A 26,529-nucleotide genomic window follows, 5' to 3' on the forward strand; every position below is an offset into this window, starting at 1 on the left:
ATAGGCGTCATCGACCAGTGAGCGCAGCGAGCACCTCCCCCCAGGGTTCCGCGACTTACTGCTCCGCCACGCGCATCCCGCGTGGTGGTGCGCTTTGTTGACCGCCGGCGGGCGTTGCCTGCGTGCGGCCGCCGGTGTTGTCGCCGGCCTCTTCGCCGCGCTCGGGCTGCCCGCAACGGCGGCTCTCGCCGACGACACGGTCCGCACCGAGCAGTGGCATCTGCGCACGCTCAACGTGACCGGTGCGTGGAACTGGTCGATGGGCGCCGGTGTCACGGTCGCCGTGATCGACTCCGGGGTCGACGCCCGGCACGTCGATCTCCAGGGCCAGGTGCTGACCGGCCTGGACCTGGTGGACGACAAGGGCGACGGCGACACCGACCTGGTCGGGCACGGCACGACGGTCTCGGCGATCATCGCCGGCAAGGACGACGACGCCGGGGTGGTCGGCATCGCGCCCAAGGCCAAGATCCTGCCGATTCGCGTCCTCGACCAGGAAAACCGGTACAACGACGCGCTGATCGTGGCCAAGGGTGTCCGCTGGGCCGTCGACCACGGCGCCCGGGTGATCAACCTGTCCCTCGGCGGCAGCGGCAGCAGCGCGGCGCTGGCGGCGGCGATCGACTACGCCTTCGCCAAGGACGTCGTGGTGGTCGCCTGCACCGGCAACGCGAGCGCCTCGTCGTCGAGCGGTGTGTGGTACCCGGCTCGCGAGCCCGGCGTGCTCGCGGTGGCCGGCATGGAACGCTCCGGCGACGTGCTCTGGTCCGGCTCGATCACCGGCGCCGAGACCGTGGTGACGGCGCCCGCCACCAAGCTGGTCGGCGCCCGCCCCACCGGCTACTGGAACGTGCAGGGCACCAGCTTCGCCGCGCCGATGGTCTCCGGGACGGCGGCGCTGATCCGCTCCCGCTGGCCCGAGATGCCGGCCGGCGAGGTGGTCAACCGCATCATCAGGACGGCCCGCGACCGGGGTCCGGAGGGCCGCGACGACAAGTACGGCTTCGGTCTGGTCGACCCGACCGGCGCCCTGACCGCGGAGATTCCCGCGGTGGCCGGGAACCCGCTGGACACGTCCCCGCCGCCCGGCGTGGCCCGCCTGGGCGCCGCGCGCGTGTCTGGTTCGGCCCAGTCCGCCCCGGACAAGCTGGCCGACGCGGCCCACAGCAACCGGGCCCCCGGCAAGAACGCCGGCTCCGTCGTGACAGCGGCTCCCGCCGACGACGAGAAGAAGTCCCGAGGCTGGTGGGCGGCGGCCGCCTTCTTCACCCTCTCGGCCGGCGTCGGGATCCTGATCGTCCGCCGTTTCGCCCACGTCACCTGACCGTCCACGTCACCTGACCGTCCACGTCACCGGACCGCCCACGTCACCGGACTCTCGCTTCCCCGGCCATCGCGTCTCCCTGCCGGCCTTTCTCCCTCGACCGGGAGCGCCGCACCGCGCCTCGACCGTCTGGCGTTAACGTCATCGGATGCCGATCCTCAGCGCGACCGACGAGCTGATCGGCCGGCCGTCGCGGGTGCTGGTCGCGGGGACGTCCGGCGCGGGCAAGACCACGGTCGCCGGATGGATCGCCGAGGCTCTGAGGGTTCCCCATACCGAGATGGACTCGCTCTATCACGGGCCCGACTGGGTGCCGAGACCATCGTTCGAAGCGGACGTCGATGCTCTGATCGGACAGCCGGAGTGGGTCGCGGAATGGCAGTACAGCCTAGTGCGCCCACGCATGGCCGCCCGGGCGGATCTGGTGGTTTGGCTTGATCTGCGCCGTTCTGTCGTGATGGCACAGGTCATCCGGCGAACCGTTGCCCGGCAGGTCGGCCGCAAGCCGATCTTCAACGGCAACCGCGAACCTCCACCATGGACGATCTTCACCAATGCCGAGCACATCGTCCGCTGGGCCTGGACCACGCACCATCGGGCGGCCGATCGGATCGCCGACCTCCTGGCCCAGCGCCCGGAACTCCGGGTTGTCCGGCTGCGCAATCGGCGGGAGGTCGCCACCTGGCTGGCCGGTCCGCTTCACCGTGCGGCAGGCCCGGACCAGAACGGCGATTAGCCGAGACGGCGGTCGCCTTCGCTTCATCTGACGATCAGTTCTAGCCATGCGACGACGCGCCGCCGGATATCTACCGCAGGCCGGTGATGTTCTACCGCGAGCCGGTGAGGTTCGGCCTCGGGCCGGCGTGGCGGCGGCGTAGCCAGCGAGGCAGGGCACACCTCGGGGCGAACATGCCGACGTCGCTGGCGGCATTGTCCGCATATACACGGATCTGGCAGCCGCCGAGCACGGTTCGGTCGGTGAGGGCCCGGCGCAGGAGGTCGACCGACTCGGCGTCGATCGCCCGATGCAGGCGGGCGTGGTGGCCGAGTGACTGGAGGGCGTTGGCCCGGGTCTGCGCGCTGACCGCCCGGAGGGCGCGCTTGATGCGGGGCAGCCCGTCACGCACAGTCGCCGGTGCGGACGCCGCGGGTGCGGTCGCGGCCGGCCTGGGCCACGCCCGCCGCCTCGCGGGCGGTGACCGCGAAGCCGATGTTCCGGTCGTCGGCCGCCGCGGCGAAGATCACGCCGAGGACCTGGCCGTTCGGGGCCACCAGCGGACCGCCCGAGTTGCCGCTGCGGACCAGCGCCCGGATCGTGTAGATCTCGCGGTTGACCTCGCCGGCCTCGTAGATGTCCGGACCGGGCACGTTGCCCACGTCGCTGACCCGGGCCGACTGTGCGTCGTACGGTCCGTCCAGTGGGTAGCCCAGCACGACCGCGCTCTGGCCGGTGGCGGCCGGCTTGGCCACGAAGTTCAGCCGCGCCGCCCGCAGGCCGGGCACGTAGATGACGGCCAGGTCGCGTTTCGGGTCGTAGACGACGACCGTGCCGTCCAGGCGGCCGTTCGAGGTTTCCACCTCGACCTCGCGGGTGCCAGCCACCACGTGCGCGTTGGTCATCACGCGCTCGTCGGCGTACACGAAGCCTGAGCCCTCGATGCGCCGGGAGCAGCTGGGCGCGGTACCGAGGATCTTGAGGACGGACCGGCGGCTGTTGACGACGACCTGGGACTTGGCCAGGGCCGGATCGGGGGCTGCCACCTCGCGGGCGTTGGTCGGGGCGAGCCCGCTGAACACCTCGGGGAAACCGTTGGTGTCGAGGGTGCTGCGCAGCGCCGAGGACAGCGCCTGCGCCTCCTGCGGCATCAGTGTGTTGATGCCGTCGAGCACCGCGCTGCTGCGCACCTCGCGGTTGAGCCAGGGCAGCGACGTCGACTTCAGCGGGATCGCCACCAGCCACGCAACCAGCAGCACCGCGATCAGCGACACCATGGCGCCGCCCGCGTCGTCCATCCGCTGCACCGGCTTGCTGGTGATCGACCGCCGCAGCCGGGTGCCGAACCAGCCGGCCAGCGTCTGACCGAGCACCGCCAGCGCGAAGATCGACACCAGGGACACCACGACGCGGACCGCGCCGTCGGCGAACTGGTTGGCGATCAGCGGGCCGACCTGGAGCCCGATCAGCGCGCCGCTGAAGAAGCCGCCGAACGACAGGGCACCGATGACGAAACCCTGCCGGTATCCGCTGATCGCGAAGACCAGCATCAGCAGGATCAGGATCGCATCGACCACGTGCACCAACTCAGCGTAGAAGGGAGGGGCCACTCGCTCACGGGACAACCTCGTCGGGGGCGCCGCCGGACCCGGCCGGAACCGGCGCGGCCTCCTGCGGAAGGTCCTCGACACGGTCGGTGTCCCACGGCCGGCTCCAGCCGGCCAGGTCGAGCAGGGTCGAGGTCACACCGGCGGTGAAACCCCAGACGAGCATGTCGCGGACCAGGAACGCCGGGCCGATCCAGCCGCTCGGATGCCGGATCCGCAGCCGGTTGGCCGGGTCGACCAGCTCGGCCACCGGCAGCCGTTCCACCCGGGCCACCTCGGCGGGCTGGCACGCGTGCACCGGGTGCGGCGCGTGCCACCAGGCCAGCACCGGCGTCACGACGAAGCCGCTGACCGGGATGTACAGCTCGGGCAGCAGCGCGAGGACGGTGGCGCTGGCCGGGTCGAGCCCGACCTCCTCGCCGGCCTCGCGCAACGCGGTGGCGGCCGGGTCGGCGTCGCCGGGGTCGGCCGCGCCGCCCGGGAAGGCGGGCTGACCGGCGTGGTTGCGCATGGTCGCGGCGCGCTGCAGCACGAGCAGGTCGGGCTCGCCGGGCCGGTCCTCGCCGAGGAGCACGAGCACGGCGCTGGGTCGCCCTTCGCCGCGTGGGGCGCGCAGGGTGGTGAAGTCTTCGGTACGCAGGGAAGGCGTCCGGCTCACCAACGGTTCCCACCAGTCCGGCAGCTCAGTCACGGCGTCACCGTCACACCGGCGTCAAAGAGAGCAAGCTCAGTCATGGCGTCACCGTCACGCCGAGGTAAAAGCGGGCGAGCTCAGTCACGGCGTCACCGTCACGCCGAGGTAAAAGCGGGCGAGCTCAGTCACGGCGTCACCGTCACGCCGGTGTGGGTGCGGGTCAGCTCGGACAGCTCCCGGGCGTCGACCGGCAGCGGATGCACGACGGCCCGGCCGGCCGAGTCGACGAACACCGTCACCGGCAGGTTGATCTTGCCGAGCGCGGCGAGCAGCCGCCGGTCCCGGTCGTACAGCGTGGGGATCGTGACCCCCCGGCCCGAGCCGAACGACGCGGCCGCCTCCCGGCTGTCACCGACGTCGACCCCGAGCACGTGCAGCCGGCCGTCGGCCCGATCGGCCAGCCGCTGTACGACGGGCAGCTCATCCCGGCACGGCCCGCACCACGACGCCCACATGTTGATCACCGCGGGCCCGGGCAGGGAGCCCAGCGCGACCTCCTGCCCACCGGTGAAGCACGGCAACGACAGCTCAGGCAGAGTCACCGCCCGTTTTGTCCCACGCGACGCGGAAGCGGACGGCGGCGAGACGGAAGAGGCAGGCGCGGTGAAGGACGACGGCGAAAGGGAGGACGCGGGCGCGGTCGAGGACGACGGCGAAAGCGAGGAGGCGGGCGCCGCGGAGGGAGGCGCCGCGCTCAAGGTGGCGCAGTCGTCGAACGGCGACGGGGTCTCTGACGTGGGCGTGGCCGAGGTCCGGGGCGGGGAGGTGCATGCCGCCATCGCCAGCACCATCGGTGCGGCGAGCCATCGCGGCCCACGCCTCACGGGGCCTCCGGCGTGACGATCGCGGCGGCGGGGACCAGGGACGGGTCGACGCCGGCGTGGACGGCCAGCTCGCGAGCCCGGGGGCCCTTGAGCAGCTTGGCCGAGCCGGCCGCATCGGTGGGCCCGGTGCCGTAGGACGGGCACATCGGCGCCAGCGTGCAGGCGCCGCAGGCCGGCTTGCGGGCGTGGCACACGCGGCGGCCGTGGAAGATCACCCGGTGCGACAGCATGGTCCAGTCGCGTTTCTCGATGAGGTCGGCGACCTGGAACTCGATCTTGACCGGGTCCTCCTCGTGGACCCAGCCGAACCGGTTGGTCAGGCGCCGGAAGTGGGTGTCGACGGTGATGCCGGGGACGTCGAACGCGTTGCCGAGGATCACGTTGGCCGTCTTGCGGCCGATGCCGGGCAGGCTGACCAGGTCGTCCAGCTTGCTGGGCAGCTCCGAGTCGTACCGATCGACCAGGGCCTGCCCCAGCTTGATCAGCGAGTCGGTCTTGGCCCGGAAGAAGCCGGTGGGCCGCAGGACCTCCTCCATCTCGCCGCGGTCGGCGGCCGCGTAGTCGGCGGGTGTCACATACCTCTTGAACACCCGCGGCGTGACCTCGTTGACCCGGACGTCGGTGGTCTGCGCGGAGAGGATGGTCGCCACGGCCAGCTCGAGCGGCGTGGTGAAGTCGAGCTCGCAGTGCGCGTCGGGGTGCGTCTCCGCCAGCTCGCGCGCCATTTTGCGGGCCCGGCGCTTGCGCCCGATCGGCGTCTCGCCGGCGAAACGCTTGGCCGAGCGTGCCAGGAGAGCGGCGGCAGGCGCGGCGGGGGGCGGAGTCACCGACAAAGAATACGTCGCCCGTACGACAGGAGAACTCACCCCGGCGGGGAGATCGATCCGTCCTCGCCGATCTTCGCCCCCGAGTCGCCGAAGTCGTCGGCGGACAGGTCGGCGATCAGATCGCGGGACTTACCGTTCTCGTCGGCGGTCGGGACACCGGCCGCGTTCATGTAGGTGGAGACCACCTTGCCGCCAGCCCAGCTGCCGTCCGGTTCGAGCGAGACGTGCAGGATCGCGCCGTACTTGAGGACGCCGGTGCTGGACAGCGTCTTGCCGCCGCCGGCGAAGTTGCCCAGGCTGTACGCGATCAGCCGGTCCTTGTAGAACTCCATGCCGCGCAGCACGTGCGGGCCGTGCCCGACCACCACGTCGGCGCCGGCGTCGATGACCGCCCGGCTGAACGCCTTGGGGTCGCCGCGGTCCTCGCCGAAGAACAGCTCGTGCCCGGAGCGCACGTGGTTCTTGTCCGATCCCTCGGCGCCCATGTGCACCTGCACGACGACCAGGTCGGCCTGGTCGGCGGCCTTGGCGACCACGTCACGCGCGGCGTCCAGGTCGTTCAGGTTGTTCGCCCCGGCGTACGAGGAGAAGCCCACCGCCGCGACCTTGACGCCTTTGACCTCGACGACGGTGATCTGACCCTGAGCCCCGGTGTGCCGGAGCCCGGCGGCCTCGAGCGCCGCCGCGGTGTTCTTGTAGCCCTGCCGCCCATAGTCGTTGGAGTGGTTGTTCGCCGTGTTGAGCAGCTGGAAGCCGGCTTTTTTCAGATGCTTCGCGTACGACGGCGGCGCCCGGAACGCGAAACAGTTGTCGCGTGGCGGCGACCCGCATTTGGAGGAGCCGGTGTCGCCGGTGAGCGGCTGCTCGAGGTTGCCCATGACCAGGTCGGCCTTGAGCTCGTCGGCGACCGAGTCGAAGAAGCCGTCGCCGCCCTTGACCGGCAGCTTGCTGGGCGCGCTGCCCATGATGATGTCCCCGGTGGCCGACAGGGAGATCGCCTCGGCCGCGGGCACCTCGGCCGACTCTTTCCGGGGGGTTGCCGACGAGCGCGGGGTGGACGCCGCCGGCGCCGGCTGCCACTGGGGAGGGTCGGTGTTCTTGTCCCGGCCCGCGAGGGCGACGCCGCCGATCCCGGCGCCGACCAGCGCGGCGACGGCGATGGTCACCGTGAGCACGGGGCGACCGAACAGACCGGTCCGGGGGTGGGCATTCATCGACGGCGACGATACCGTCAGGGAGCAAGCGTGGACGACGGTCTTTCAGCCGACAGGTGGTCACCGAGAGCGACGGTTTTTCGAGCGAGACGGCCCGTAGCGGTTACGCTGCGGGATCTGGATCAAGGGGTGCCCGCCTGTTTCCGGCCCGCGTGCGCCTAGACTGATCGAGCGCGGGCAAACGCGCAGGTGGAGGTGTGCGGCGATGGATGAGGTGCTGGCGCGCAGCGGGATCTTCCAGGGTGTTGACCCGGAGGCGGCCGAGGCGCTCGCCAAGGAGATGGACACGATCGAGGTCCGCAAGGGCGACATCGTCTTCAATGAGGGCGAGGCGGGTGACAGTCTCTATATCGTGCTCTCCGGCAAGATCAAGCTGGGACGCCGGGCGGCCGACGGCCGGCAGAACCTTGTCTCGATCATGGGCCCGTCCGACATGCTCGGTGAGCTTTCCCTGTTCGACCCGGGCCCGCGGACGGCGACCGCGACCGCGGTGACCGACACCCGGCTGGCGCGGCTGAAGAAGTCGTCGCTGCGCCCGTGGCTGAACAACCGGCCGGAGATCGCCGAGCAGTTACTGCGTGTGCTCGCACGACGGTTGCGCCGGACGAACGACGCCCTGGCCGATCTGATCTTCACCGATGTCCCCGGTCGGGTGGCGAAAAACCTGCTGCAGATGGCCGGTCGCTTCGGCACCCGGGACGGCGGCGTCCTGCGGGTCACCCACGACCTGACTCAGGAGGAGCTGGCCCAGCTGGTCGGCGCCTCCCGCGAGACGGTGAACAAGGCGCTGGCCGACTTCGCCTCCCGGGCGTGGCTGCGGCTGGATGGCAAGAGCGTCATAATTCTCGACCCGGAGCGCTTGGCCCGCCGCGCCCGCGTCTGACCCCTGAGCACGAGAAAGGCCGCCCGGAGACGGGCGGCCTTTTTGTATTTGTAACACCCCGGAGAAGGACGCCAAGATCCGTGTCGCACCCGGTCAGACGCTCGTTGTGGAGGTGGTCGAGAGGCACGACATACAGCGAGAGGGCGCGGACTTGAGCAATGCACGGGCCGGCGGGCAGCGCAGCGGGGTGAGATCGTGACTGAGCTGTCTTTGTCATGCTCTCCTGGCCCTCGCCTGCGGCGCCGTCATTCGGCGCCAGCTTCTGCCGCTCGGTGCAGTCGATCATGACGGTCCTGGAGTCGTCGATCGACCACCGCACCCCGGCCTACCTCCAGAACAAGTCCGCGATGCTGGAGCGCCTGGCGGAACTCGAGGCGGCGCTCGACGAGGCCCGGGCCGGGGGCGGCGAGAAATGGGTGACCCGCCATCACGCCCGGGGCAAGCTGCTGCCGCGCGAGCGCGTCGAGATGCTGCTCGACCAGGACAGCCCGTTCCTGGAGCTGTCACCGGTGGCGGCCTGGGGCTCCGGCTATCCGGTGGGCGCCAGCGTGGTGACCGGCATCGGCGTCGTCGAGGGCGTCGAGTGCGTGGTGATCGCCAACGATCCGACGGTGGACGGTGGCGCCGTCAACCCGTACACGGTAGAGAAGATCCGGCGGGCGGCCCGGATCGCCGCGGTCAACCGTCTCCCCCTGGTCAACCTGGTCGAGTCGACCGGTGCGGCAGCACCGACGGGTCCGCCGCCGGGCGGCGCGATCGCCCGCGACCTGAGCCAGCTCACCGCCGACCGGGTGCCGACCGTCTGCGTGGTGTTCGGGGCGACCAACGGCGACGCCGCCTACCTGCCGGCGCTCTCCGACTACACGATCATGGTCCGTGGGCATGCCAAAGTGCTCACGATCCACCCTCAGCCGGTACGGGCCGCCACTAACGGCCGTGGCGCCGAGGTCCGCAGCGCGCCGACCGTGCCGGCGGGCGTGACCGGCCCGGCCGACCAGCTGGCCGAGGACGAGCGTGACGGCCTGCGGCTGGCCCGGCAGTGCGTACGCCGCTTCAACTGGCGCAAGCGCGGCCCGTTCCCGCGCACCACACCCCCGCGCCCGCCCCGCCACGACGCCGAGGCCCTGCTCACGATGGCCGGTGCGGAGTCGTTCGACCCGCGCGAGGTGCTCGCCCGGATCCTTGACGACAGCGACTTCGACGAGTTCAAGCCGACCCAGGGCACCGCGGTGGTGACCGGGTGGGGCGAGCTGCACGGCTATCCGATCGGCGTGGTCGCCAATCTCGGCGGCACGTTCACCCCGGCCGAGACCCAGAAGGCCGTGCACTTCATCCAGCTGGCCAACGCGACCGACACCACCCTGCTCTTCGTGCAGTACACCAGCGACGCCCAGGTCGAGGACCGGGAGGCGGCCGACGTCCGGCACGGCGCGCCACTGGTGCACGCGGTGGCGAAGTCGGGCGTTCCGCATCTGACGCTGATGATCGGCGCGACGCCGGCCGAGCAACTGGGCGGCATCTACGGCCGGGCGTACGAGCCCCGGTTCCTTTTCAGCTGGCCGGTGGAACGGCCGGCCGAGGAGCCGGACCAGCGGCGCAAGCTCCCGGACGACGGCGTCATCGACCCCCGCGACACGCGTACGGTGCTTGGTCTCTGCCTTTCCGCCGTGCACAGCGCGGCCGTGCAGGGTGCCGAGCACGTGGGCGTGTTCAGGCCCTGAGAGGTAGCGAGCTGCCTGAGGCGGCTCCGCCGCTCTGCAATAAGGAGACTCTGAAGAAGTGATCCGACGTCTGTTGGTGGCCCACCGTGGTGAGATCGCCCGCCGGGTGTTCGCCACCTGCCGCCTGGTCGGCATCGAGACGGTTGCCGTCTATTCCGATGCCGACGCCGACGCGCCGCATGTGACGGAGGCCGACTACGCCGTCCACCTGCCCGGCAACTCGCCGTCGTCGACCTATCTCCGCGGCGACCTGATCATCGCCGCCGCCCGTCGCGCGGGGGCGAACGCGGTCCATCCGGGCAACGGGGTGATGGCTGAGGACCCGGACTTCGCCGCCGCTGTCGCGGACGCCGGGATGATCTGGGTGGGACCTCCGGCGAAGATTCTGGGCACGCTGCAGAGCAAGATCGAGAGCAAGAAGAGGGTCGCCGAGGCGGGCGTACGGGTGCTGCCGACGTACACCGACCCCGACCGGGTCACCGACTTCCCGGTGCTGATCAAGCCGGCCATCGGTGGTGGTGGCGCCGGCATGCGTGTGGTCCGGGACCGGGTCACGCTGGCCGAGGCGGTCGCGAGCACCCGCCAGGAGGTGGGCACGGACGTCTTCTGCGAGCCGTTCGTCGAGGACGCCCGGCACATCGAGATCCCGATCCTGGCCGACGCGCACGGCAACGTGGTGCCCTTCGGCGAGCGGGAGTGCTCGGTGCAGCGCCGCTACCAGAAGATCGTCGAGGAGACGCCGTCCCCGGCGGTGGACCCGGGCCTGCGTGAGGAGCTGTGCCGGGCGGCGATGGTCAGCGTCAAGGTGCTGGGCTTCGTCGGCGTCGGCACGGTCGAGTTCCTGCTGGATCCGTCCGGCGACTTCCACTTCCTGGAGCTCACGCCCAGCCTCCAGGTGGAGCACGCGATCACCGAGTGCGTCTCCGGGTACGACCTGGTCCGGCTGCAGTTCCTGATCGCCGAGGGCGGCCCGCTGCCGATGCCCGGACCGCCGCCGATCCGCGGGCACGCCATCGAGGTGCGGATCTGCGCGGAGGATCCGGCGTACGCGTGGCTGCCCGCGGCCGGGACACTGCACCGGTTCGCCGTCCCCGATGTAGCCGGTTCGTTCCGCCCGCTGCCGCAGCCGGGCCTGCGCCTGGACTCCGGAGTGATCGACGGCTCAGTGGTCGGCGCGCACCACGACCCGATGCTGGCGAAGCTGGTGGCGTGGGCGCCGACCCGGCCCGAGGCGGCCCGGATGCTCGGCTCGGCGCTGGCCCGGGCCCAGCTGCACGGCGTGGTGACGAACCGTGACCTGCTGGTCCGGGTGCTGCGTCACCCGTCGTTCCGGGTGGGCGAGGTGGACACCGGGTTCCTGGACCGGCACCCCGAGGTGTTCGCGCCGTTGCTCTCGTCGGTCGACGCCGTACGCATCTCCTGTCTCGCCGCCGCCCTGGCCGGCGCGGCCTCCCGCCGCTCGTCCGCCCGCGTGCTCGCGTCTCTGCCCAGCGGCTGGCGCAACGTGCCGTCGGGCTCGCAGACCGCGGTCTACGACGGCCCGGCCGGCCCGGTCGAGGTGGGCTACCGGATGAACCGGCACGGCGAGCTGGCCGGCTGGTGGGTGCGCGCGGTGGACCCGGAGGAGCTGGACCTGGCCGGCCTGGGTCAGGAGCCGACGATCGACGACCACCCGCCGACCACGGTGGTGCACGCGAGCAGCGACAGGGTGGCGCTGGACGTGAGCGGGATCCGGCTGACCTTCCTGGTGCACCGGGTCGGCGAGGTGTCGTATGTGGACAGCCCCGAGGGGTCGGTCACGTTGCGCGAGGTGCCGCGCTTCCCGCTGCCCGCGCCGGAGGCGGCGGAGGGTTCGCTGATCGCCCCGCTGCCGGGCGCGGTGCGGCGGGTGCTGGTGGTTCCGGGCCAGCGCGTACGGGCGGGAGAACTGCTCCTCACCCTGGAGGCGATGAAGCTGGAGCACCCGGTCCACGCCCCGTCCGCGGGGGTGGTGGCGTCGCTACCGGTTCACCCGGGTGCCGAAGTGGACACCGGCGAGTTGCTGGCCGTCCTCGACCCCGAGTGAGCCGCCAGGCACACGAATGATCGACCGGTCGGCTGGACCGCGAAGGACCAGCCGGCCAGATCGTCGACGGCGGTAGCCCGCCGGAACGAGCGCACGCTGCACACCTCACGCACGGTCTCGTCGCCGGTCACCGCGGCCCGGTCCGCCGGATCGACGCCGGCGGGCAACGTGCCACGCCCGAACTCCCGCCACCCGAGCGGCGAGGTGGACGCGACCGGCACGCGGAGCTTGCCGGCGACCGACCGCAGGCCGGCGGGTGGCGTCGAAGCCAGCCAGGCGCCCGCCAGGGACGCGCCGACCAGCAGGAACACGCCGAAGCCGCCGAGGAACCACTTGCGCTTCTTGCGCTGGGTGTGCACGGTCGGCGTCTCGTCGGGCTGGGTCTGGCTGGTCGGCGGGACCGGCCGCGGCGTGCCGAAGCTGTGCGACGAGCGGTACAGCGCCGGCGGTTGGGGCGGCGGTCCGCCCGGCGCCAGCTGCAGGCCGCCGAGCATCTCGCGCAGCTGCTCGGCGGTGGGCCGGGCGCGCGGGTCGTTGGCCATGCCGTACCGCAGCACCTCGGTCATCGACTGCGGGATGTGCGGCAGGTCGGGAATGGGCCGGTTGAACAGGTCCATCAACGTGATCAGGCTGGGACTGCGGTCGCCCTCCCAGCGCGGCGGGTGGCCCTTCATCACCGCGTACAGCGTGGCGCAGAGGGCGTAGACGTCGACGGCGCCGGACGGGGTGTCGTGGCGGAACATCTCCGGCGGCGCGTACGCGGGAGTGAGGACCTCGAGGGTGACCGACGAATCGCGCATCTCGCCCAGCACGGCCAGCCCGAAGTCGGCGAGCACGGCCGGGTTGAAGTGCGAGTAGAGGATGTTCGCCGGTTTCACGTCGCGGTGCAGCACCCCGTTGGCGTGCGAGTGCACCAGCGCGTCGGCGATCTTCACCCCCAGGTCACGGGCCTCGACCGCGCCGAGCGGGGTGACGCGCATCCGATCGAGGTACGACCCGTCGCACAGTTCCATGATCAGGTACGGGTGCTGGTCGACCGTGACACCGACGTCGAACAGGTCGACCACGTGCGGATGCGACGACATGCGGCCGGCCGCGCGCGCCTCACGCAGGAATCGGGCCTGGTCACGGGGGTTTTCCAGGGTGCGGTTCTCGACCTTGATCGCGACCTCGCGGCCGACCGAGTCCTGGGTCGCTTTGTACACAGTGGCGTAACCACCGCGCGCCATGACCGACAAGCCGGACATGCCTGGCACGTATGGCGTGGGCAGAGCGCCAGGCGGGGTGTCGTTCACGCGTATGAAAATAACCCAGATGCCGAGCAGATCATCCCGGCACGTCAGACGTGAGGATGACAGATTCCGCCGGACCGGTCATCGGCAGCGCCAAAGCATCCCGCAATTCCTCGGCCCCGACGCGTTCACCAGCCTGTTCGGTGGAATACGCGAGCATGACCGCTTCGTCCGCCGCCACCCGCGCCTCGTCCAGACATCCGATCGCCGCAAGCACCCGGGCGTGTACCGCGGCGGCCGTCACGCTGCTGCGCACATCCTCCGAGCACACCTCGCGGGCCCGCTTCACCCACGTCAGCGCGGCGTCCGTGCGGCCTTCGGCGAGCAGAGCCGATGCGTACGCGGCCAGCGCGTGCCGCCGCGAGAACAGCAGCGACGGCGCGCCCGTGTCACCCGCGATCGGCGCCAGCAGCCCGACCGCGGTGGCCGCGTCACCCGACCGCAGCCGCGCCTCGGCCAGCAACACCCGCGGTCCGACCTGCGCCGGCGCCATCGGGTTGTGCGGCTCGACCGCGGACATCACCCGGCGGGCATCCGCCTCGGCCCCCGCCACGTCACCCATCTGCAGCGACACGAAGCCGCGGATCGTCCCGGCCATGCCGAGCAGCAGCGGATGCCCGGTCCGGTCGGCGTAGCCCAGCGCGTCGCCGAGCAGGTCGGCGGCATGGTCCCACTGGCCGAGGCCGCGGGCGATCGCCCCGCGCACCACCAGCGCCAGGCCACGCCCCCAGTCGTCGGAGACCGCGCTGAACTCCTTGTACGCGCGGCGAGCCTCCTGATCCGCCTCACCGAGGTCGCCCAGTTCGCTGGCCGCGTACGCCTCGACCGCACGCAGCGTGCCCACCGCCCAGCCCTCGCCGACCCGCTCACCGAACGGCAGGAAGATCCGGGCGAGGCGGCGCGACTCGGCGAGGCGGCCGGAGAGCAACCGGGCGAACGCGGTGGTGCCGCGCAGCCAGGAGCGCCCGACCGGATCGCCCAGCTCGGCGAAGAGCCGCGCGGCCCGGCCGAGCACCGCGTCCGTGCCGGTGAAGTCGCCGCGGGTGGTCGTCACCCAGGCCAGATTCTGCAGCGCCCAGGCCTGGCCGTGCCGGTCGCCCGCGGAGAGCGTCACCTGGTACGCCGCCGCGAACCGGCTGCTCGCCTGACTGAGCCGCCCGGACAGGAAGTCGGCCATGCCCAGCCGGCGCATCGCGTTGGCCCGCTCCGGCGCCAGCTCGGCCTCGGTGGCCACGTCCAGGGCCTCCTGCCAGGCCACCGTCGCCCGCGCCATGTCGCCCAGCGCCTCGTGCGCCCGGCCGGCGACGAGCAGCGCCTCGGCCCGCGCCACCGCGTCGTCCATGGCCGTCCCGGCGATCTTCTCGCCGTACGCCAGCGCCTCGTCCGCCCGTCCCAGCCGCAGCAGCGCACGGGCCTGGACCAGCTGGTCGGTCAGCGGCAGGTTGCCCTTGGCCAGGGCGGTGGCCCGCTCGCCGTACTCGATGGCCGCGCCGGGCTCCACGTTGGCCAGTGCCCGCCGGGCCAGCCGGCTGAGCGCGTCCATGCCGAGCGGCCCGACCTGCCGGGCCGGGGCGTCGGCCCGCAGCCGCACCTGGTCGGCGAGCTCCACCGCGCACTCGGCGTGGGTGGCCACGAAGGCGTCCCGCTCGTTCTCGGTGAGGCTCAGCCGCAGGGCCGCGTCGTAGCCCAGCTCGGTGACCGACTCCGGCGCCGCCCAGCGAGCCAGGTAGGCGTGTTTGTCGGCCAGCTCGGCCTTGCCGATCCCGGCGTACGCGCCCTCGCGCATCAGCGGCGTGCTGAACGCGAAACCGCCACGCACCCGGTGCAGCATGCGGCGTTGCAGCAATTCGTCGACCGCCCGCTCGAGCTCGACCGCGGCCACCGCGCCGGGCCGGGCGTCACCGGCGGCGCGGCGCTCACGCAGCGCCTCGATCACCCCGGTTGGCACCGTGTCGCCGACCACCGCCGCGTCCCTCAGCACCGAGCGGGGCTCGGCGGGCAGCGCGTCGATGCGCGCGGCGAGCACCGCGGCCAGGTCCCGGGAGAGCATCTGGTTGCCCAGCGAACCGGCGGCCAGCTGCCAGCGACCGGCCGCGTTGGCGCCGACCGCGGGTATCAGCGCGCCCCGCTCCAGCAGCAACGTGACCATCTCGGCCAGGTAGAACGGGTTGCCCTGCGCGGTGGCCAGCAGCTTGTCCGAGTCGGCCTGCGGCAGCTTGCCACCGTTCAGATAGGACGTGAGCAGCCGGGAGGCGTCGGCGCCCCGCAGCGGCGGCAGGGTGTGCACCTCAGCCTCGGAGAGCCGGGTCAGGGCGCCGGCCGTACGCACCAGCTCGGGCCGCCCGAGCAGCATCACCACCACCGGCCCGTCCAGCCGGGCGAGCGTGCTGCCCAGCGCGTCGATCGTGGTGGCCGTGGCGTCGTGCAGGTCGTCCACGATCACGACCAGCGGCGCCTCGGTGGCGAGCGCGGTGAGCAGGTCACCGACCGCGATCGAGATCGCCTCGGCGTCGGTGCGCTTGCCGCTGGGCTGCCAGTCGGCGGTCGCGTTGGGGCCCACCGGCACGGTCGGCGCCTCGCCGTAGCCGAGCAGCCCGAGCAGCCGGTCGATGTCCACCTCGGGCGTCTCGCCGTCCCGGCCCAGGCGGTTGACCAGCTTGCGCAGCCGCTCCTCGACCACCGGCCGGGTGATCGTCGCGGTCACGTCCTTCGGCAGACCGGCGGACTTGCGGACCAGGTCGGCCAGCGGCGCGAACCGGCGGCGCTCGCCGAACGCGCGGCACCGCACCCGCAGCACCCGGGCGCCGGTGTGCGCGGCGAACCGGCTGTGGCTGCCCAGGTCGTACCCGGCCGCCATGCGCTTGATCTCGCTGGCGAAGCGGGTCTTGCCGATCCCGGCCTCGGCGGTCATCACCATGATCCGCGGGGTGAGGGAGTCGATCGCCTCGGTCAGCCGGCCGGAAACGCGGCCCAGCTCGGTTTCCCGGCCGACGAACGGCGCCTCGTCGCCCACGCCGGAGCGGGTGCCGGGCGCGTCGTGCAGGCCGAGTAGCTCGTACGCGGGGACCGGCTCGCGCTTGCCCTTGAGCCGGAGCGGGCGCAGCTGCCGCCAGGACGCCACGTGCCGGGTGGCCGCGCTGGTCCGGACGCCGGCGTAGACCCCACCGACCGCGGCGGCGTCGGCCAGCCGGGCGGCGGTGTTCACGGTGTCGCCGATCACGGTGTACTCGATCGCCGCCTGGATGCCGGCCACCACCTCGCCGGTGTTCAACCCGACGCGCAGGCCGAGCGGTGCGCCGCCGCCGCGCTCGTCGTCCAGCACCCGGCGGACCGCCCGCTGCATGCTCAGCGCGGCGCGAACGGCCCGCTCGGCGTCGTCCTCGTGGGCGACCGGCGCGCCGAACACGGCCATGATCCCGTCGCCGGTGAGCTTGTCGACGTGGCCGCCGAACGTCTTCACGGCGCCGGCCAGCGCGGCGAGCACCCGGTCGGTGACGGCGCCGACCCGCTCCGGGTCGAGGTCCTCCGACCAGGAGGTGAAGTCGGAGAGGTCGCCGAAGAGCACGGTCACGATGCGTCGCTCGGCCGCCGGCAGGCTGGCCGCGGCGGGCAGGGCGGCACCGCAGTTGTGGCAGAAACGGGCACCGGGAACAGCCACAGTTCCACACACGGGACAGGTCACAGGGAGTCCAACTGTTGCGACCCCGGCTGTGATTCCCGCCTCAGATATTCCAGCTGAGCCCGCGCGGACATCTCAGCCGCAAAGCGGATCTTCGGGTCAATGTCGCGATACACAGAGTCAACAATGGCCTTCGGACTGTCCGCACCCTCCGCGATCGCCGCGCGCACCTGCGCCAGCCGCTCGCGGCGATGCGCGAGATAGGCCCGTGCGACCCCCGCGCAGTCCTCCTGCGCCGGGCCGTGCCCCGGGAGCAAAATCCTCGGGTACGCCGTGAGCACGTCGAGACTGTCGAGGTAGGCGCCCAGGTCGCCGTCCGGATGTGCGACGACCGTGGTGCCCCGGCCGAGGATGGTGTCGCCGGTGAACACCGCGTCGTCGGTCACGAAACACACCGAGTCGGCCGTGTGACCGGGCGTGGCCAGCACCTCGAGCTCCAACCCGGCCAGTGTCAGCCGGCCCGGGACCAGGGGGTCGCCGTCCACACAGTGCCGTGGGTCGGCAGCACGCACCGGAGCGCCGCCCAGCAGCCGAGACAGCTTGGCGGCGCCCGCCACATGATCGCCGTGGCCGTGCGTGATCAGGATCGTGCTCACCGGCGCGTGCTCGGCGATGGTCGCGAGATGCCCGTCGTCGAGTGGCCCGGGGTCGATCACCACCGCGTCGCCGGCGCCCGCGGCACGCAACACCCAGGTGTTGGTGCCGTCCAGCGTCATCGGGCCTGGATTGGGCGCACGCACCAGCGTCACCCAGCCGGGCAAACCGTCCTGAGCTGCACCACCCACGTCACGGATGGTACGTCGCTTCGCGCGACCCGGCAGGGACCGGATGTGCGATCCGGTCACTTTCGGTCAAGTCTCGTGCACAAACGCACACGAGCTCAGGCGACCTCGGCGATGACCTCCACCTCGACCGGAGCCCCGAGCGGCAGCTCAGCCACGCCGACCGCGCTCCGCGCGTGCCGGCCGAGCTCGCCCAGCACGTCACCGAAGAGCTCGGAGGCGCCGTTGATCACACCCGGCTGACCGGTGAACCCGGGCGCGGACGCCACGAAACCGGTGATCTTCACGATCTTCACCAGGCGTCCCAGGCCCACCAGAGCGTCGATCGCGGCCAGCGCGTTCAGACCGCAGATCCGGGCCAGGCCGGCCGCGTCCGCCGCGGTGACCTCGGCGCCGACCTTGCCGGTGGCCGGGAGCTTGCCCTCGACCATCGGAAGCTGGCCAGAGACGTACACGTAGTTGCCGGACTGCACGGCCGGCACGTAGGCGGCCAGCGGAGGCACCACCTGCGGCAGGGTCAGGCCCAGCTCGGCCAGGCGGGCGTAGATCGCCGCCCCGCCGTCACCACTAACCGGCGTAGGTGCCGTCACGCTGAACCCTCCTCCGTCATGCCCATCTGGCCCTCGCGTGCGGCGCCGTTTCTCGCCGCCGGCGTGTGCCGCTCGGTGCAGGCGGTCACGACTTGGGCCGCTTCAAGTACGCCACCAGCTGCTCCGGATTGGGGCCGGGCACGACCTGGACCAGCTCCCAGCCGTCCTCACCCCAGTTGTCCAGGATCTGCTTGGTCGCGTGGACCAGCAGCGGAACGGTCACGTATTCCCACTTCTGCATCGTCGATGTGCTCCTTCGATTCGGGTACCGCGACAGCTTAGGGCTCGCGCATGTCCCGATTTGGTTAGGCTGAGCGCGATGTCACAACGACCGCCGAGGACGGAGGGCACCGATGACGGCAACCGGTAACCCGGCATCCAGTCATCCGGAGCCTGAGCCGGTCCCGACGCCCGAGCCGGATCCGCCGCAGCCGATCCCGCCGCCCGAGCCGGTGCCCGCTCCGGAACCGCCACACGAGTCCGCCCCGCAAGCAGGGGCGGACTTCATCGATGCGGGCCCGGACGCCACCCAGGCGGCCTTCCCGCCTCCGGGCTCGTTCCCCGCCACAGCGCCGGCCCTGTTCCCGATGCCGGGCTCGTTCCCCGAACCGCAGGCGACCGCGCCGCGCCCGACCCCGGAGCCGCAGGCCACCGCGCCCGGCTCGCCCTCGGACGGGCCCGCCACCGCGCCGGGCCCGTCCCCGGAAACGCAGGCCATCGCGCCGGTCTCGACCCCGGAAACGTCGGCCACCGCGCCGGTCTCGACCCCGGAAGCGTCGGCCGCCGCGCCAGGCTCGACCTCGGGGACGCCGGCCCCGGGTGAGGCGAGCACCGAGCTGATCCCGGTCGTCTCCGATCAGACCGAGCAGATCCCGGCCGTGCGGGCCGACGACACCGCCCAGATCCCCGCCGTGCGCTCCGATGACACCGCCCCGATCGCGCCGGTGCCGGCCGAGGCGGACACCACCTGGCACCAGCCCGTGCCGGACGGCCCGTGGCACGCCAAGCACGAGAAGGCCGGCGAGTGGCAGCACCGGCCGCCCGAGCACCTCGCGTTCGAGCATTCGCCGCCGGCCGAGGTGCAGATCCCGTCCCTGCTCGGCGCCGCCTCGGTGCCGGTGCCACAGCCGCCGGCCCAGCCGTGGGAGGTGCAGCTCAAGGCCGAGGACGGCGACCGGCGCCGGCGCAGCGGCCTGTGGATCTCGGTGGCGCTCACCACCACGCTGCTGCTCTGCGGTGGCGGCGCGGCGTCGGCCTACCTGCTGCTGCGGGACAGCGACGCGAGCGGCGCGCCCGACCCGGGGACGGCCGTCAACGAGTTCCTCACCGCCGTCTACACCCGCCAGGACGCGAGCGCGGCCGGCGAGCTGGTCTGCCGCGAGGCGCGCGACAAGGACAAGATCAACGCCAAGGTGCAGCAGATCAAGGGCTATGCCGCCGAGTACGACGCGCCGAGCTTCCGCTGGGACGAACCGGCGGTGGACGGCAAGACCGAGGAACGCGCCACGGTCTCCGTGCAGCTCACGATGTCGACCGAGGACGAGAAGACCGCCCAGCAGACATTGACCTTCACGACCGTACGCAAGTCCGGTTGGCTGGTCTGCGAGATCAGCGGTTGACTGAGCTGATTGGCGTCGCTTCGCTCCGCGGCAGCCGCCTGGTAACCGGTGACCGCGCGTACGTACAGTCGAAAGCATGGGTGACCAACAGCGGACCTCGCGCTGGCCCGCGCGCCTGCACGTGGTGACCGGCAAGGGCGGGACCGGCAAGACCAGCGTGGCGGCGGCGCTCGCGCTCGGCCTGGCCGAGGGCGGGCGCAGGGTTCTGCTCGTCGAGGTCGAGGGCCGGCAGGGCATCGCACAGCTCTTCGGCGCCGAGCCGCTGCCCTACAAGGAGCTGCGGATCGCGCAGGTGCCGGGCGGTGGCGAGGTGCGGGCGCTTGCGGTGGACGCCGAGGAGGCGCTGCTCGAGTACCTCGAGATGTTCTACCGGCTGGGTGCGGCCGGGCGGGCGCTGCGCAAGGTGGGCGCGATCGACTTCGCCACCACGATTGCCCCGGGCCTGCGGGACGTGCTGCTCACCGGCAAGGTCAAGGAGTCGACCACCCGGGCCAGGGACGGCCGCCGGGTGTACGACGCGGTGGTGCTCGACGCGCCGCCGACCGGGCGCATCGGCCGCTTCCTGAACGTGACCGCGGAGACCGCGCGGCTGGCCAAGGTCGGCCCGATCAAGACGCAGAGCGAGGGCGTGGCGTCGCTGCTGCGCTCGCCGATCACCTCGGTGCACGTGGTGACGCTGCTGGAGGAGATGCCGGTCCAGGAGAGTCTGGACGCCATCGCCGAGTTGCGGGCCCTGGACATCTCGATCGGGCGGATCATTCTGAACGGCGTACGCCCGCCCCTGCTCGGCGAGAGCAAGGTCACCAAGGCCGAGCTGAAGCGGGGTCTGACCGCCGCCGGTCTGGCCGCCGACGCGGGCACGGTCGCGGTGCTCCAGGACGAGGCGAAGGCGCACCTGACCCGGCGTGGGCTGGAGGAATCGCTGCGCGCCGAGCTGGCCGAGCTGGGTCTGCCGATGGTCGAGCTGCCGCTGCTCGCCCGCGGGGTGGACCGGGACGGGCTGGACGCGCTGGCCGAGGCGTTGATGGGTGACTGAGCACCGGACTGGTTACGCTCGGGTGGTGACCGCTGCGCGCTTCGACCTCGACGCGATGCTGGCCGATCCCGTCACCAAGATCGTCGTGTGTTGCGGCTCCGGCGGCGTCGGCAAGACCACGACCGCCGCCGCGATCGGTGTGCGCGCCGCCGAGGTGCACGGCCGGCGGGTGGTGGTGCTGACCATCGACCCGGCCCGCCGGTTGGCGCAGTCGATGGGCCTCACCGAGCTGGACAACACCCCCCGGCAGGTGAAGGGCATCGACACCGAGGGCACCGGCGGCGAGTTGCACGCCATGATGCTGGACATGAAGCGGACGTTCGACGAGGTGGTGCAGGAGCACACCACGCCACAGCGGGCCGCGGAGATCTTCGCCAACCCGTTCTACCAGGCCATGAGCTCCACCTTCGCCGGCACTCAGGAGTACATGGCGATGGAGAAGCTGGGTCAGCTGCAGGGCACCGACGAGTGGGACCTGATCGTGGTCGACACCCCGCCGTCGCGTTCGGCGCTGGATTTCCTGGATGCGCCGGCCCGGCTGTCCCGGTTTCTCGACGGGCGCATGCTTCGCCTGCTGCTAGCCCCGGCCCGGTCCGGCGGCCGGAGCGTGTTCTCGCTGGTCACTGCGTCGTTCGGGCTGTTCTCCCGGGCGGTGCAGAAGATCCTGGGAGCGCAGTTGCTGACCGACCTGTCCGGTTTCGTGGCCGCGCTGGACTCGATGTTCGGTGGCTTCCGGCAGCGCGCCGACGAGACGTACCGCATCCTGCAGGACCCGCAGACCGCGTTCCTGCTGATCGCCTCGCCCGAGCGGGACGCGGTGCGGGAGGCCGCCTACTTCGCCGAGCGGCTGGTCGCCGAGCGGATGCCGCTGGCCGGCCTGGTGCTGAACAGGGTGCACCGCTCCGAGTTGCCGGGGCTGACCGCCGACGAGGCCGAGCGGGCCGCGGCCGCGTTGGACGAGACGGACGGCAACGAGGTCACCGCCGACGCTCTGCGGATCCACGCTTCTCTGCTGCGGCAGACGGAGCGGGAGACGCGGGTCGCCGCGACCTTCTCCGACGCGTTCCCGGCCGTGCCCATGGCGGCGGTCACGGCGCAGCCCACCGACGTGCATGATGTCGACGGACTGCGGACGATCGGCGCCGCCCTGGCCACGGCCGGGCAGCCGTGACGCCCACGATGGTCAGCCTGCCGAGACCAGCACCTTGTCGGCGTTCTTCTCCTTGAGCGCGGCCTCGAACATCTTGCGCCAGCTCGCCACGTGCGGGTGGCGGCGCAGCAGCGCGCGGCGTTCCCGCTCGGTCATCCCGCCCCAGACACCGAACTCGATGCGGTTGTCCAGCGCGTCGGCGAGGCACTCATAGCGAACCGGGCAGCTGCGGCAGATCCTTTTCGCCACGTTCTGCTCGGCCCCCTGCACGAACAGGGCGTCAGGATCACCACTCTGACACGCCGCCATGCTGGGCCAGTCGCTGATCATTCCCATCGGTAAACGTCCCCCCTTGCCTTTACCCCCTGACGCCGCGGGCTCATGTGTCCCCTGAGCCCGCGTAGGCGTCGTGCGATAGCTCGCTGGACCATCATGCTCTGTAGTCGGGCGATTACGCAACGTTCACCATCAAAATCGGCATAGACGGGCACAGTCGGGCAATGCGGGCCAGCCGAACGCACCATGTGGGGGAACCACTTCCACAGAAACGGCCCGCAGGGCAGGATGACCGTGCAGAATCATTCTGGGCGAACCGTGACCTTCTCGCCGAGCGATCGCGTGCACCCTTCAGGTAACTTGCATGCCGTGAGTTCCTGGATGCGCCGACGCGATCACAACATCTTCGCCAACGCGACCTCACTGCTCATCTGTGGCCTGCTGGCCGGGGTGGTGGTCGCGGCTGCCGCATTCCCGGCGGTCGCCATGTCGGGCCTGGCCGCGAAGGCCGGCAGCGACACGTTCGCGCAGCTCCCGAGCCAGCTCAAGACCGCGACGGCCCCTCAGGTCAGCCGCGTCTACGCCAGCGACGGCAAGACCCAGATCGCCGCGATGTATGACGAGTTCCGCAGCGACGTGCGCCTCAAGGACATCTCGCAGAACATGCAGGACGCGATCGTCGCCGCCGAGGACCACCAGTTCTTCAAGCACAACGGCGTGGACGTCAAGGGCGTGGCCCGCGCATTCGTGAACAACAACAGCGGCAAGTCCCAGCAGGGCGCCTCGACGCTCACCATGCAGTACGTGCGGATGTCGCTGGCGTACACGGCGACCAGTCCGCAGGAGGTCGTCGACGCGACCAAGGACACGCCCAAGCGCAAGGTCAACGAGATGAAGTACGCGCTGCAGGTCGAGAAGGAGATGACCAAGCAGCAGATCCTCGAGCGGTACCTGAACACGGCGCCGTTCGGTGGCGGGGCGTACGGCATCGCCGCGGCCAGCCAGGTCTACTTCGGCAAGCGGGCCAGCCTCCTGACCGTCCCCGAGGCCGCGCTGCTGGCCGGCATGGTCAAGGCGCCGTCCGCGTTCGACCCCACCACCAAGACCGGCTACCCGCAGGCCAAGGACCGCCGGACCTGGGTGCTCGGCAACATGCGCGACCTCGCGATGATCACGCCGAAGGAGTACACGGACGCGATCGCCACGAAGATCCCGACCCAGATCAAGCGGGTCGGCAACGGCTGCACCTCGGTGGTGAAGAACAGCTGGGGCTTCTTCTGCGACTACTTCTACCGCTGGTGGAACAGCCAGCCGGCGTTCGGCGTGAACAACTACGACCGCGAGCGCCAGCTGAAGAGCGGCGGCTACCGCATCGTCACCTCGCTCGACCCCAAGGCACAGGACCAGGCGCGCAAACGGGCGACCGAGAAGATCTCGGACTCCAGCCAGAACGCGGTCCTGCTGGCCGGCGTCGAGCCGAAGACCGGACGGGTCAAGTTCCTCGCGACCAACCGCAAGTTCAAGCTGGACGACCCGGCCCACCCGCAGAACAAGATCTCCTCCAACCCCGCGAAGAAGAGGAAAAAGGAACGCGGGTCCGCCCCGAACACCACGAACCCGCTGTTCAGCGGTGGCGGCGACATCACCGGTTACCAGGCCGGGTCGGTCATGAAGATGTTCACCATGGTCGCCGCCCTGGAGAAGGGCATGCCGCTCGGCACCACGATCAACGCCGGGCCGATGGCCAAGACCAACTACATCGTCGAGTACGGCAGCCCGGCCGCCTGCCCCGGCACCAACAAGTACTGCCCGGAGAACTCCGGCGGCGCCGACGGTGGCCCGACGAACATGTGGACCGGCTTCGGACTGTCCCGGAACACGTTCTTCGTGCCGCTCGAGGAGCGGGTCGGCGCCGAGAACGTGGTGGACGTGGCCAAGCGCTTCGGCATCCAGTTCCGCGCGGCCAACGACGCCCGGTACGCCAACAACAAGGACCTCGCCCACGGCTGGGGCGCCTTCACCCTGGGCGTCTCCTCGACCACCCCGCTGGACATGGCGAACGCGTACGCCACCCTGGCCGGTGACGGCATGTACTGCGAGCCGACCCCGGTCCAGGAGATCAAGACCCAGAAGGGCGAGAAGATCGACGTCGGCAACCCGCACTGCACGCGGGCGACGTCGGCCGAGGTCGCCCGGTCGGCCCTGGACGCGGCCCGCTGCCCGCTGGGTGACCAGTCGGCCCTGGGCCGGTGCAAGGGCGCCACCGCCGGAAACGTCCGGCGGGACGTCGGTCACCCGGTCTTCGGCAAGTCCGGCACGACCGACCGCGACAAGACCGCGTCGCTGATCGTCGGCACCACGTCGATCGTGGTGGCCGGCTTCATGGTCAACCCGGACTGGGCCAACCACACCGACCGCATGCAGCACCCGATCATCAACCCCGCGGTGTACAAGACGGCTGCCGACTACATGAAGGGCAAGCCGAAGGAGAACTTCAAGAAACCGGGCAACAGAAAGCTCACCCTCGGTGAGCAGCGCTCGGTTCCCAACGTGGAGTGCTCGTCGATCGGCGAGGCCAAGTCGCGGCTCTCCGGCGCCGGTTTCGACCCGTACGTGATCGGCGGCGAGGTCGACTCGAAGTGCCCGGCCGGCACCGTGGCCGGGACCAACCCGGACGGCAGGGCGATCAAGAACAGCCCGATCGCCATCGAGGTGAGCAACGGCAAGGGCGGCGAGAAACCGGGCAAGCCCAAACCGGGGCAGCCGAACCTGCCGAACTTCCCACGCCGTAACTGACGCGAAGAGAACCCCCGAGGCCCACCGGCCCGGGGGTTCTCTGCTTTCCGGCTCAGCCCAGCTGCTTGCGGACCTCGGCGGCGACCCGGCCGCCCTCGGCGCGACCGGCGACCGCCGCCTGGGCCGCCTTCATCGCCGGGCCCATCTGCCCCTTGCCGCTGAAGCCGCCTGCCGTCAGCGCGCCCGCCACGATCTCGGCGATCTCCTCGTCGGACAGCTGCTTGGGCAGATAGCGGTCGAGGATCTCCTCCTCGGCGATCTCCCGTGCCGCCTGATCGTCGCGACCGGCGCCGGCGAACGCGGCCGACGCCTCGCGCCGCTTCTTCGCCTCCTTGGACAGCACGGAGGTGACCTCGTCGTCGGTCAGATCCCGCGCGGCGGTTCCGGAGACCTCGGCGGTGCGTACGGCGGCCAGCGCCATCCGCAGGGTCGAGGTGGTGAGCTCGTCCCGGCCCTTCATGGCGGTGCGCAGATCCTCGTTCAGGCGGTCCTTGAGCGTTCCCATGGACGGAGAAACTACCCTTGCCGTCATGCGCAAGCGCACCGTTATCTCGCTGGCCGCCGGTGTCACCGCCCTCGGGGGTGCCACCTTCGCGTACGCGTCGCTGGTCGAACGCAACATGTTCACGTTGCGCCGCTTCGACGTGCCCGTCCTCGAACCGGATGCGGAACCACTGCGCATCCTGCACCTCTCCGACCTGCACATGATGCCTGAGCAGCGTCGCAAGCAGGCGTGGGTGGCCGCGCTGCGCGGCACCGACCCCGACCTGGTGGTGGTCACCGGTGACAACCTGTCGTCGCCGGACGCCGTGCCCGGCGTACTCGATGCCCTGGATCCGTTCTTCGACGTGCCCGGCGCGTTCGTCTTCGGCAGCAACGACTACCGCGGCCCGATCTGGAAGAACCCCCTGCAGTACCTGCTGCCCGAGCGCGAGTACGTGCAGGGCGTCGACCTGCCCTGGCAGGACCTGCGGTCCGCGTTCACCGACGCCGGCTGGGCCGACCTGAACAACGCCCGCACCGTGCTCAAGGCCGGCGGCCGCTCGGTGGAGTTGGCCGGCGTCGACGACCCGCACGTGGAGCGCGACGACTACCCGTCGGTGTCCGGCCACGTCTCCCGCGGCGCCGACCTGCACATCGGTGTCACCCACACCCCCGCCGACCGCGTCCTGTCGGCGATGGCTCAGGACGGCTTCAGCCTCCTGCTGGCCGGCCACACCCACGGCGGCCAGGTCCGCGTCCCCGGTTACGGCGCCCTCACCACCAACTGCGACCTGCCGAACTCCATGGCGCGGGGCCTGCACCGCTGGCCCGGCACCGACAGCTGGCTGCACGTCTCCGCCGGCCTGGGCACCCACCCCACCGCCCCGATCCGCTTCGCCTGCCGCCCGGAGGCCTCCATCCTCACCTTGATACCGCGCTGACCTGCGGTTTT

At 71.4% G+C, this 26,529-nt stretch carries 24 protein-coding genes; 11 read left to right on the top strand and 13 right to left on the bottom strand.

All coding sequences use genetic code 11. The annotated features are described in order from the left end of the window. The first annotated feature begins 97 nt into the window (after positions 1-97). Together mycP and QSK31_RS21565 are read left to right on the top strand one after the other, a co-directional pair. On the top strand, positions 98-1,324 hold the full coding sequence (gene mycP, locus QSK31_RS21560) for a type VII secretion-associated serine protease mycosin (protein WP_285686059.1): 1,227 nt from the start codon (positions 98-100) through the stop codon (positions 1,322-1,324). 148 nt (positions 1,325-1,472) lie between these two features. Continuing rightward, entirely contained in the window at positions 1,473-2,060 is a 588-nt protein-coding gene (locus tag QSK31_RS21565; RefSeq protein WP_285686060.1) for a P-loop NTPase family protein, read from the top strand. Positions 2,061-2,151: 91 nt separating this feature from the next. Here the strand turns inward: QSK31_RS21565 and QSK31_RS21570 are convergent, their stop codons facing one another. The 4 genes from QSK31_RS21570 to QSK31_RS21585 all read right to left on the bottom strand — a co-directional run bounded on the left by QSK31_RS21570 (position 2,152) and on the right by QSK31_RS21585 (position 4,882). Next, positions 2,152-2,451: a hypothetical protein gene (locus QSK31_RS21570; RefSeq protein ID WP_285686061.1), complete on the bottom strand. Its 300-nt coding sequence runs from the start codon at positions 2,449-2,451 to the stop codon at positions 2,152-2,154. After that, on the bottom strand, positions 2,444-3,622 hold the full coding sequence (locus QSK31_RS21575; protein ID WP_285686062.1) for a MarP family serine protease: 1,179 nt from the start codon (positions 3,620-3,622) through the stop codon (positions 2,444-2,446). The genes QSK31_RS21570 and QSK31_RS21575 overlap by 8 nt, the downstream gene beginning before the upstream one ends. Before the next feature lie 31 nt (positions 3,623-3,653). Next, positions 3,654-4,337: an NUDIX hydrolase gene (locus QSK31_RS21580; RefSeq protein ID WP_285686063.1), complete on the bottom strand. Its 684-nt coding sequence runs from the start codon at positions 4,335-4,337 to the stop codon at positions 3,654-3,656. Between the two features lie 128 nt (positions 4,338-4,465). Further along, positions 4,466-4,882 (bottom strand): TlpA family protein disulfide reductase, encoded by a 417-nt coding sequence (locus QSK31_RS21585; RefSeq protein ID WP_285686064.1) that lies wholly within the window; start codon positions 4,880-4,882, stop codon positions 4,466-4,468. A 61-nt stretch (positions 4,883-4,943) separates the two neighbouring features. On the opposite strand from QSK31_RS21585, the gene QSK31_RS21590 reads away from it, so the two are divergent. Next, positions 4,944-5,180 carry a hypothetical protein gene (locus tag QSK31_RS21590; protein ID WP_285686065.1) on the top strand — a complete coding sequence of 79 codons (237 nt, stop codon included), beginning with the start codon at positions 4,944-4,946 and terminating at the stop codon, positions 5,178-5,180. Here QSK31_RS21590 and nth read toward each other — a convergent pair. After that, entirely contained in the window at positions 5,161-5,955 is a 795-nt protein-coding gene (gene nth, locus QSK31_RS21595; RefSeq protein WP_285686171.1) for an endonuclease III, read from the bottom strand. The two genes, QSK31_RS21590 and nth, sit on opposite strands and share 20 nt — an antisense overlap. A 71-nt stretch (positions 5,956-6,026) precedes the next feature. Beyond that, positions 6,027-7,205 (bottom strand): CapA family protein, encoded by a 1,179-nt coding sequence (locus QSK31_RS21600; RefSeq protein WP_285686066.1) that lies wholly within the window; start codon positions 7,203-7,205, stop codon positions 6,027-6,029. 205 nt (positions 7,206-7,410) lie between these two features. On the opposite strand from QSK31_RS21600, the gene QSK31_RS21605 reads away from it, so the two are divergent. The 3 genes from QSK31_RS21605 (at position 7,411) to QSK31_RS21615 (ending at position 11,874) form a co-directional block, all read left to right on the top strand. Continuing rightward, positions 7,411-8,088 (top strand): Crp/Fnr family transcriptional regulator, encoded by a 678-nt coding sequence (locus tag QSK31_RS21605; protein WP_285686067.1) that lies wholly within the window; start codon positions 7,411-7,413, stop codon positions 8,086-8,088. 284 nt (positions 8,089-8,372) lie between these two features. Continuing rightward, positions 8,373-9,809, top strand: coding sequence for a carboxyl transferase domain-containing protein (locus tag QSK31_RS21610; protein WP_285686068.1), 1,437 nt, complete (start codon positions 8,373-8,375; stop codon positions 9,807-9,809). Positions 9,810-9,867: 58 nt separating this feature from the next. Then, positions 9,868-11,874, top strand: a complete 2,007-nt coding sequence (locus QSK31_RS21615; RefSeq protein ID WP_285686069.1) for an ATP-binding protein — start codon at positions 9,868-9,870, stop codon at positions 11,872-11,874. On the opposite strand, the gene QSK31_RS21620 is transcribed toward QSK31_RS21615, so the two are convergent. From QSK31_RS21620 to sp36, 5 genes are all read right to left on the bottom strand, one after another. After that, a complete protein-coding gene (locus QSK31_RS21620) occupies positions 11,817-13,121 on the bottom strand; it encodes a serine/threonine-protein kinase (protein ID WP_285686070.1) in 1,305 nt (434 codons plus the stop codon). The two genes, QSK31_RS21615 and QSK31_RS21620, sit on opposite strands and share 58 nt — an antisense overlap. Before the next feature lie 79 nt (positions 13,122-13,200). Then, positions 13,201-16,848 (bottom strand): adenylate/guanylate cyclase domain-containing protein, encoded by a 3,648-nt coding sequence (locus tag QSK31_RS21625; RefSeq protein ID WP_285686071.1) that lies wholly within the window; start codon positions 16,846-16,848, stop codon positions 13,201-13,203. After that, positions 16,845-17,639, bottom strand: a complete 795-nt coding sequence (locus tag QSK31_RS21630) for an MBL fold metallo-hydrolase (RefSeq protein WP_285686172.1) — start codon at positions 17,637-17,639, stop codon at positions 16,845-16,847. Before QSK31_RS21630 ends, QSK31_RS21625 begins: the two co-directional genes overlap by 4 nt. 86 nt (positions 17,640-17,725) lie before the next feature. Then, positions 17,726-18,217, bottom strand: coding sequence for a RidA family protein (locus QSK31_RS21635; protein ID WP_285686072.1), 492 nt, complete (start codon positions 18,215-18,217; stop codon positions 17,726-17,728). An 85-nt stretch (positions 18,218-18,302) separates the two neighbouring features. Continuing rightward, positions 18,303-18,458, bottom strand: a complete 156-nt coding sequence (gene sp36, locus QSK31_RS21640) for a Sp36 family protein (protein WP_093619400.1) — start codon at positions 18,456-18,458, stop codon at positions 18,303-18,305. 112 nt (positions 18,459-18,570) lie between these two features. Here sp36 and QSK31_RS21645 point away from each other — a divergent pair, with 112 nt between their 5' ends. The 3 genes from QSK31_RS21645 to bagB all read left to right on the top strand — a co-directional run bounded on the left by QSK31_RS21645 (position 18,571) and on the right by bagB (position 22,043). Next, on the top strand, positions 18,571-19,836 hold the full coding sequence (locus QSK31_RS21645) for an Rv0361 family membrane protein (RefSeq protein ID WP_285686073.1): 1,266 nt from the start codon (positions 18,571-18,573) through the stop codon (positions 19,834-19,836). Positions 19,837-19,912: 76 nt separating this feature from the next. Beyond that, positions 19,913-20,872: an ATPase BagA gene (bagA, locus tag QSK31_RS21650; protein ID WP_285686074.1), complete on the top strand. Its 960-nt coding sequence runs from the start codon at positions 19,913-19,915 to the stop codon at positions 20,870-20,872. Positions 20,873-20,897: 25 nt separating this feature from the next. After that, on the top strand, positions 20,898-22,043 hold the full coding sequence (bagB, locus tag QSK31_RS21655; protein WP_502872990.1) for an ATPase BagB: 1,146 nt from the start codon (positions 20,898-20,900) through the stop codon (positions 22,041-22,043). Positions 22,044-22,055: 12 nt separating this feature from the next. Here bagB and QSK31_RS21660 read toward each other — a convergent pair whose 3' ends face one another. Further along, positions 22,056-22,358: a WhiB family transcriptional regulator gene (locus QSK31_RS21660; protein WP_285686075.1), complete on the bottom strand. Its 303-nt coding sequence runs from the start codon at positions 22,356-22,358 to the stop codon at positions 22,056-22,058. Between the two features lie 321 nt (positions 22,359-22,679). Between QSK31_RS21660 and QSK31_RS21665 the strand changes: the two genes are divergently transcribed. Beyond that, positions 22,680-25,094 (top strand): transglycosylase domain-containing protein, encoded by a 2,415-nt coding sequence (locus QSK31_RS21665; RefSeq protein WP_285686174.1) that lies wholly within the window; start codon positions 22,680-22,682, stop codon positions 25,092-25,094. Between the two features lie 52 nt (positions 25,095-25,146). On the opposite strand, the gene QSK31_RS21670 is transcribed toward QSK31_RS21665, so the two are convergent. Continuing rightward, positions 25,147-25,599, bottom strand: a complete 453-nt coding sequence (locus tag QSK31_RS21670) for a GatB/YqeY domain-containing protein (protein WP_285686076.1) — start codon at positions 25,597-25,599, stop codon at positions 25,147-25,149. Between the two features lie 25 nt (positions 25,600-25,624). On the opposite strand from QSK31_RS21670, the gene QSK31_RS21675 reads away from it, so the two are divergent. Next, the gene (locus QSK31_RS21675) at positions 25,625-26,518 is read left to right on the top strand and encodes a metallophosphoesterase (RefSeq protein ID WP_285686077.1); all 894 of its coding nucleotides are present in this window, start codon (positions 25,625-25,627) and stop codon (positions 26,516-26,518) included. Positions 26,519-26,529 lie beyond the last annotated feature (11 nt).

Origin of the sequence: Actinoplanes sp. NBRC 103695, assembly GCF_030269485.1 — a bacterium.
Lineage (GTDB): Bacteria > Actinomycetota > Actinomycetes > Mycobacteriales > Micromonosporaceae > Actinoplanes.